This window comes from Wenzhouxiangella limi (assembly GCF_010499265.1).
GTDB classification, from domain to species: Bacteria; Pseudomonadota; Gammaproteobacteria; order Xanthomonadales; family Wenzhouxiangellaceae; genus Wenzhouxiangella; species Wenzhouxiangella limi.
This window is the reverse complement of sequence record NZ_JAAGSC010000021.1, coordinates 1-1,668: the sequence shown is the minus strand read 5'-3', so window position 1 is coordinate 1,668 and position 1,668 is coordinate 1. Positions and strand designations below refer to the sequence as shown.

Sequence of the window (1,668 nt, the reverse complement as noted above, 5' to 3'; positions counted from 1 at the left end):
CCGAGAAGAAGCGCTTGCTGGCCGAAGTTGATGCCCTGGACCACGGCGACAAAGGCGCCTGGCTGCGGCGCAAGGGTCTGTATGCCGGTCAGCTGTCGAACTGGCGCAAGGAGTTGGCCGAGCACGGCGAGGCCGGTCTGGCCGCCCGCAAGCCCGGTCGCAAGTCTGCCGATCCACGCGACAAGGAGATCGAGCGCCTGAAGAAAGCCAATGCCCGTCTGGAGAAACGGGCCTACGTGGCTGAGCAACTGGTGAGCCTGCAAAAAAAAGTCCTTCACCTGTTCGAAACCGACAACAACGAGCCGAAATCATGAGCGCCTTGCAGTCACTGCCAAAGGGCGTTTCCAAGGTGGCGGCCTGCCGGGCCCTGGCGATCCCGCGCCATTGGTGCTACCCGGATCCTCGTCGGCGCTATCAGCGCAAGCCCGAGCCTGCACTGGGACGTGGCTTGAGTCCAGCCGAAGATCAGGCGCTGCTCGATCACTTGCACTCTGAGCGCTTCCAGGATGCCGCACCCCGCCAGGTCTATGCCACGCTGCTCAGCGAGGGCGAGGTCGTCGCCTCGGTCGCGACCATGTACCGGCGCCTGCGAGTGCGTAAAGAGTGCCGCGAGCGGCGCAACCAGCGCCCGGCCCAGCACCATGTCAAGCCGCAGCTGGAGGCCACGGCACCCAACCAGATCGTGACCTGGGATATCACCAAGCTGCCGACCCTGACCCGAGGGCTTTACCTGAACCTCTACGTCATCCTGGATCTGTTCAGTCGCTACGTGGTCGGCTGGATGGTGTCGCGCAAGGAGAATGCCGGTCTGGCCCGCCATCTGTTCAGCGAGGTCCTCACGCGTCGCCAGATCGACAGTCAAGGCCTGATCGTCCATCAGGACCGCGGTTCACCGATGATCGCCCACAGCTTCGCTGAGCTCTTGTCGGGCATGGGCGTGGAGCAGAGCTTCTCTCGACCCCGGGTCAGTAACGACAACGCCTTCAGCGAGAGTCAGTTCAAAACCACCAAGTACTGGCCCAGCTACCCGGGCCGGTTCCGGGATGAGGAGTATGCCGGGCAATGGTGCCAGGTCTTCTTCCCGGCCTATAACCGGCGGCCGCACGAGGGGCTGGCCCTGTTCACGCCCGACGATGTCTATACCGGTCAGGTCGAGACGGTCCGGAAAGTCCGCCAGGCGGCGATGGACCGGCACTATGCTGACCATCCCGAGCGCTACGTCAATGGACCACCCATCGTCAAGCGCCCACCTGAACGGGTTTGCATCAATCCCGACGATGGACAGCCGGCTGAGCAGGTCCTGGCTGACCCGGAAAGCTTCAAAACCGTACCAACCCCGGTCAGTCTCGAGCTACCCGAGGTTGTTACATAGAAAATGCGCCGATCTGTTGGAAAAAGGTTGACACGTTCCGCCGCGCCTGGCCACCACCTAAGCTCTTAAAATAATTGCATGTTATGCGGCTTTCACCACTGCGGCGGCTTGATGCTGTTTTCATGTGTAGGCGCAATGTAGGCGCCGAGCGCCGGATCTGTCTACATGCGGGCAGCGGCAGTGTCGGCGCCCTCTCAGCCGGGGCCCTGTGTGTCAACATCCAGTCCAACAGTTCCTGATCGGTTTTATCTGTAACATTCAGGGCGCTAACGGAGTGGAAACATGTCTGATTCCAA

The 1,668-nt window shown here is 61.6% G+C and carries 1 protein-coding gene and 1 pseudogene; both read left to right on the top strand.

Annotated features, from left to right (window positions below; all coding sequences use genetic code 11):
* Nucleotides 1–314 (top strand): annotated as a pseudogene (locus G3I74_RS00130) (hypothetical protein); the annotation flags it as partial.
* A complete protein-coding gene (locus G3I74_RS00125; RefSeq protein WP_239056487.1) occupies nt 311–1,372 on the top strand; it encodes a DDE-type integrase/transposase/recombinase in 1,062 nt (353 codons plus the stop codon). The pseudogene G3I74_RS00130 and the gene G3I74_RS00125, both read left to right, overlap by 4 nt.
* Nucleotides 1,373–1,668: the final 296 nt, after the last annotated feature.

Excerpts from the sequence above, each read along its gene's own strand:
- G3I74_RS00125 (WP_239056487.1), top strand. The coding sequence starts at position 311 with ATGAGCGCCTTGCAGTCACTGCCAAAGGGCGTTTCCAAGGTGGCGGCC.